At 61.3% G+C, this 5,350-nt stretch carries 3 protein-coding genes; all 3 read right to left on the reverse strand.

Annotation, left to right across the window (positions count from 1 at the left end; genetic code table 11):
• Positions 1 to 147 precede the first annotated feature (147 nt).
• Entirely contained in the window at positions 148 to 3,759 is a 3,612-nt protein-coding gene (locus AC0AP0_RS08440; RefSeq protein WP_490430148.1) for an RCC1 domain-containing protein, read from the reverse strand.
• A gap of 13 nt (positions 3,760 to 3,772) precedes the next feature.
• Positions 3,773 to 4,045 (reverse strand): hypothetical protein, encoded by a 273-nt coding sequence (locus AC0AP0_RS08445; protein WP_490430146.1) that lies wholly within the window; start codon positions 4,043 to 4,045, stop codon positions 3,773 to 3,775.
• A gap of 228 nt (positions 4,046 to 4,273) precedes the next feature.
• The coding region (locus tag AC0AP0_RS08450; protein ID WP_490430147.1) for an RCC1 domain-containing protein at positions 4,274 to 5,350 on the reverse strand (1,077 nt) is incomplete at its 5' end.

Consider the following 5,350-nt stretch of genomic DNA (forward strand, 5'->3'; position numbering starts at 1 on the left):
TCGTTATCGCTGCAGATGGGGTTGGCGTGGGAGTGGGATTCTAATGAAGTGAGGTGGGTGGCTCCGTTGTGTTGGGGATTGGCGGGGCCACCCTGGTTGGCCGGGCCGTCTTGGGGTGCGGCCCGGCTGCTTACTCGAGTGAAGATTCTAGACGTGCAGGCTGTGTGATTCACGCCGGTGGCGTCCGGCTGCGGCGGCGCCGGCTGCGGCGAGCAGCCCGGCGGCGAGCAGGAGGGCCATGGTGCCGTTGCCGCCCGTCAGGGGCAGGGTGCCTTCGTAGGTGTAGGCCAGGTGCGCGGGTTCCTGTTTGGTGCCGCCCAGGGTCCAGTCCACGATTACATCAGCCAATCCCGGATTATGGGCGGGCGTGGCAAAAGAGACGGATCCGTCAGAATTCTGCTGCAGGGGGTCCACGGCCGTCTTGTCGAACTTGACGCCGGTGATCAGCAGTGCCGGATTGAACGCCACCAGGATTGGCGTGTCGCTCTGCTCCAATCTCTGCTCAGTGCCGAGCTGGCCGTAAGTGTTGGCTCCCCAGCTGTATGCGTTGCCATCCTTGCCAATGGCCACGGAGTGAATTCCTCCTCCGCTGATTTGTGCGGATGTGAACCCGGTGCCAGTGTTGCCCTGGCCTACGGGGGATGACACCTGCGCAGGAGCCAGACGAGAGCTTACAGTTCCTAACTGGCCATAGTAGTCCCATCCCCATGCCCAGGCTGAGCCGTTCGTGTCAATAGCCAAGGAATGATACATTCCTGCATTGATTTGGGCGACCTGAAATCCCTGGCTGGAGTCCTTTGGATTCCGCACCTGCTTAGGGGTGGTTCGTCGGGTTTGTGTCCCATCGCCCAATCGACCATCGGGGTTGGCTCCCCAGGCCCAAGCCGTGCCGTCCTGGCCGATGGCCAGAGCGTGGGTAGCTCCTGCGCTGATTCTGGTCGCCTGCAGTGTCTTCCCGCTATCTTTCGGATCCGGCACTGTGACAGGTGTGGTTGTGTATGCGCTGCTGGTGGTGTTGTTGCCTAGCTGGCCCCAGTTGTTGTACCCCCAGGTGTATATACTGCCATCCGCGTCCAGAGCCATGACAAAGCTCCATTTGACGCTGACCTGGACTGCATGCAGTCCTTGGCTGGAGCCTTCGGGATCTTGAGCCAGGGTCGGTGTCAGCTTGGCTGTACTGTACGTGTAGCTGTTGTCGTGCTCGCTGCCCCAGGTGTAGACGCGCCCCTGAGTGTCGATGGCTGCCGAGTCAGCAAGTCCGGCGCTCACCTGGACGGCTTTGAAAGGCTGGCCGTCCGCACCTTTGACGGGTTTGGGAAGGCTCTGTGCTGTCTTGCTACCGTTGCCGAGTTGTCCCCGGTTGTTAGCTCCCCAGCTGTAGACGGTCTGGTCGGAGCCGATGGCTAGCACGTGAGCCCCGCCTGCCGCGACCTGCGTGTAGGTGAAACTGGAATCTGCGCCATCCGGCAAAGGGACTGCGGCAGGTGTGCTCCGAAGGGCCGTCTTCTTTGAATCCTGGCCTAGCTGCCCGTACTGGTTATCGCCCCAGGCGTAGGCGTTCCCGTCGCTGGCCACGCCCACGGAGAAGCCGCGCCAATTCCCGGGCTGGAAGCCGCCGGCGCTGACTTGGTTGAGGCGGATGCCGCGGCTTAGCCTTGGCGGGGTGATGGTCGCCTGCTGGCCGCCCAGTACGTTGCCCTTGCTCGGGTTGATTGACCAATCTCCGGTGTTTGCGGGGCTCCAATGTGCGACCAGGGTGATATTGCCGGTGACGGGCTGGCTGAAGTCGTAGGCCACATCGGAATCGCCTTCGGCATCCTTGATGAACCAACCGTCGAACAGGAAGCCGTCCCTGGTCGGGTTTGTGGTCGGGCGTGTGGCCTGCTGGCCTTCGGTGATCTGCTGTTCGTCCGGGATTGGCTTACCGTCGGTACTGTCGAAGGCGACCATGTAGGAGCCTAGGTAGTTGTAGTTCAGGTGCGCGTCGGGCTGCTGGCCGTTCCTGCTCCAAGAAATGGTGACGTCCGTCCTGCCTGCTGCATGCTGGGGCGTGGTGACGCTCCAGGTGCCGTCGGCGTTGGCCGTCAGATTCGTGCCGGGTGTCCCGCCGAAACTGACGCTGACGGGCCTAGGATTCTCCGGGAAGGCGACTTTGGCTGAGCTGGTGTTCTGGGTGCTGTCGCCGGTGTCACGTCCCAGCTGGCCGCTTTCATTGTCTCCCCAGCTGTAGAGGTTGCCATCTGAGCCCATGGCCACAGAAAAGGCCTCTCCTGCGCTGGCTTGGATGTAGCTGACACCTGCCGGCATCATCACTTTGCGTGGAGTGCTGTCTGACGTGTTGTTGTTCTCGCGTCCCAGCTGGCCATAGTAGTCCCATCCCCAGCTGTAGAGGTTGCCGTCCGAGCCCATAGCCAGAGTGTGTTCCGTTCCTTCGGCGAACCAGATGAATCTCGTGATGCCTGCCGGCATTGTTACTTTGACTGGCACAACGTTTATTGTGGGATTATCGGTTTTGCGTCCCAGTTCGCCGTAGAGGTTGTATCCCCAGCTGTAGAGGTTGCCGTCCGAGTCCATAGCCAAGGAACACCATCCCTTTGCGGAGATAGCGGTGAATTTTGCGACGCCTGTCCGTATGGACACTTTCCTCGGTGTGGAGTCGCTTCTGGCTGATCCAGTATCGCGTCCCAGCTCGCCGAAGGTGTTGGTGCCCCAGCTGTAGAGGTTGCCGTCCGAGCCCATAGCCAGGGAGTAGAAAGTTCCTCCGCTGACCTGGGTGAAACTCGCGACACCTGCTGGCAGGGGAACTTTGCCTGGCGTGGTGTCGTATTTGGCTGATCCAGTATCGCGTCCCAGCTGGCCGTCGCTGTTGTCTCCCCAGCTGTAGAGGTTGCCGTCCGAGCCGAAGGCGAAGGAATGCGTGAAGCCGGCGCTGACCTGGGTGAAGCGGACGCCTGCCGGCGGGGCGACCAGGCCCGGCCTGTCGGCTGGCGTGCTGTCCTTGCTGCTGGTGTCGCGTCCTAGTTGACCCTCGCTGTTATATCCCCAGCTGTAGATATTGCCGTCCGATCCCAGGGCCAGGGAAAGGCCTAGCCCTCCGCTTGTCTGGGTGAAGCGGACGCCATCCGGTGCTGTAACCAGCCCTGGTATGCTGTTAGGTGTGCTGCTGGTGTCGCGTCCTAGCTCACCATCGCCGTTGCTGCCCCAGCTGTAGAGGTTGCCGTCCGATCCCAGGGCCAGGATAAAATTGCTCCCTGAGCTGATATGGCTGAACCGTATGTCTGGTTTCGTGGGAGTGGTCAGGATGGTTTTGTCGCCCCCCGCGGCTGGCCCGGAGGTGGGGGAGATGCTCCATGAGCTGGTTCCTTTGGTCCAGTGGGCGGTCAGGGTGAAATCTGTGGTAACGGGCTGGCTGAAGTCGTAGGCCACGTTGGAGTCGCCTTTGGCGTCTTTGGTGAACCAGCCGTCGAACAGGTAGCCGTCCCTGGTTGGATCCTTGGGAGGCCGACTGGCCCGGGTGCCGTCAGCAATGGATTGCTTGCTGAGAGTTGTGCTGTCATCTTTGAAGGTGACGGTATGCTTTGTTGATCGCGTCTGAGATAGATCGTCGTTGCTTCTACCAGATTTAGATGTTGTAACTTTCGGTGATGAAGACGTGGCTAGGGGTGAAGGCGTGGGTGTCAGTGGGGAGGCTATGTTCAGGGGCGAGGGTGCGGATAGGGATGGCTGGCTGGTTGTGGATATTGCGTTACTGGGGGAAATGCCGGGATTTTGCTTAGCTACGCGAGGGGTCTGACGACCCCCCCCCCCCGGTGTTTCCTGTCAGGGCCGGCGCGTCGGCCATGACAGGCTGGCTGGCCGTTGGGTCAGCCGTTGCCAGGCCGCCGGCAATCATACTGGCGGGCAGAATGAGGGCTAGCAGCAGGCTGATGGCCGCTGCTGGACGGTTCGGCGTGTTGGTATGCTGACCAATAATTAAGCGGAATCCCCTTTCCCAGGAATCGCGGCACATGTCCAGGATGCCCCCTGTCCAGACTGAAAGCCGCATGCCGGGCACAATCCCGGCTCACATAAGACAGGTTACCACAGCAGGCGCGCTTGGGCGTAAGCATCAGTCTGTCGATGCCTTACAGACCTGCTTTCCGGGACTCCTGCATCCTTTTAAGAAATTGCATGAAAGTGGGGATGGGTGGCTCCGTTGTGTTGGGGACTGCGGGGCCACCCTTCGGCTGGGCTAACTTGGGGTTTAGCCCAGCCGCTTACTCGGGTGAAGATTCTAGGCCTGCAGGGCGCGGGTTTCACGCCGGTGGCGTCCGGCCGCGACGGCGCCGGCTGCGGCGAGCAGCCCGGCGGCGAGCAGGAGGATCATGCTGCCGTTGCCGCCCGTCAGGGGCAGGACGCCCTCGTAGGTGTAGGCCAGGTGCTCCTGGGTCTGGCTGACGCCGTCCAGGGTCCAGTCCACGACCACGTCGGCTTGCCCAGGATTATGGACAGGCGTAGCGAAAGAGACGGACCCGTCAGAATTCTGCTGCAGGGGGTTCACCACTGTCTTGTCAAACTTGACACCAGTGATTAGCAACGTCGGATTGAAGGCTACTAGGGTCGGGGTGCGGCTCTGCGTCAGGCTCTGCTCGGCTCCAAGCTGATTGTAGCGGTTGTCGCCCCAGGCGTAGGCTTTGCCGTCCTGGCCGATGGCCACGGAATGGCCCCATCCTGCACTGATGCGTACGGATGCAAACCCAGTGCCGGAGCCGCTCTGATCTGCAGGGGCTAAGACCGGCCGTGGCGTGGTCCGCTTACTGGTGGTGCCGTCGCCGAGCTGGCCATTGGCGTTGTTGCCCCAACCCCAGGTTGTGCCGTCCAGACCTATTGCCAAGGAATTCCATGTGCTTGCGCTGACCTGCTGGGCCTTGAGATTGGGTACCTGCTTGGGCAACGTCTGATAGTCGGTGCTGAAACCAAGCTGGCCATTGTTGTCCATTCCCCATGCCCATACCGTGCCGTCCTGACCTATGGCCAAGGCGTGCCATGCGCCCGCGCTGATCCCGGTGACCTGCAATCCTTTGCTGGTATCCGTGGGATCGCGCACCAGCGTAGGGGTGGAGGAGTAAGTGGTCCAAGTTCCGTTGGTCGAGGACCCGTTGCCGAACTGCCCCCAGTTGTTGTATCCCCACGCGTATATGTTGCCATCCGCGTTCAAAGCCATGATGAAGCTCCAGTTGGCGCTGACCTGGACCGCGTGCAGACCCTGATCGGTGCCGCCCGGATCGGCCACTAGGGTGGGCTTCGTTTTGGCAACGGAGTTTGCAGTACTGACGCTATCGCCGAGGGTTGTGGTTTCGCTTCCCCAGCT

It is taken from the genome of Bifidobacterium sp. POST2/T3 (B1) (genome assembly GCF_058197115.1).

Bases quoted from the DNA above. Each gene is read 5' to 3' on its own strand.
- AC0AP0_RS08445 (WP_490430146.1), bottom strand. From the start codon at position 4,045: ATGCGGCTTTCAGTCTGGACAGGGGGCATCCTGGACATGTGCCGCGAT.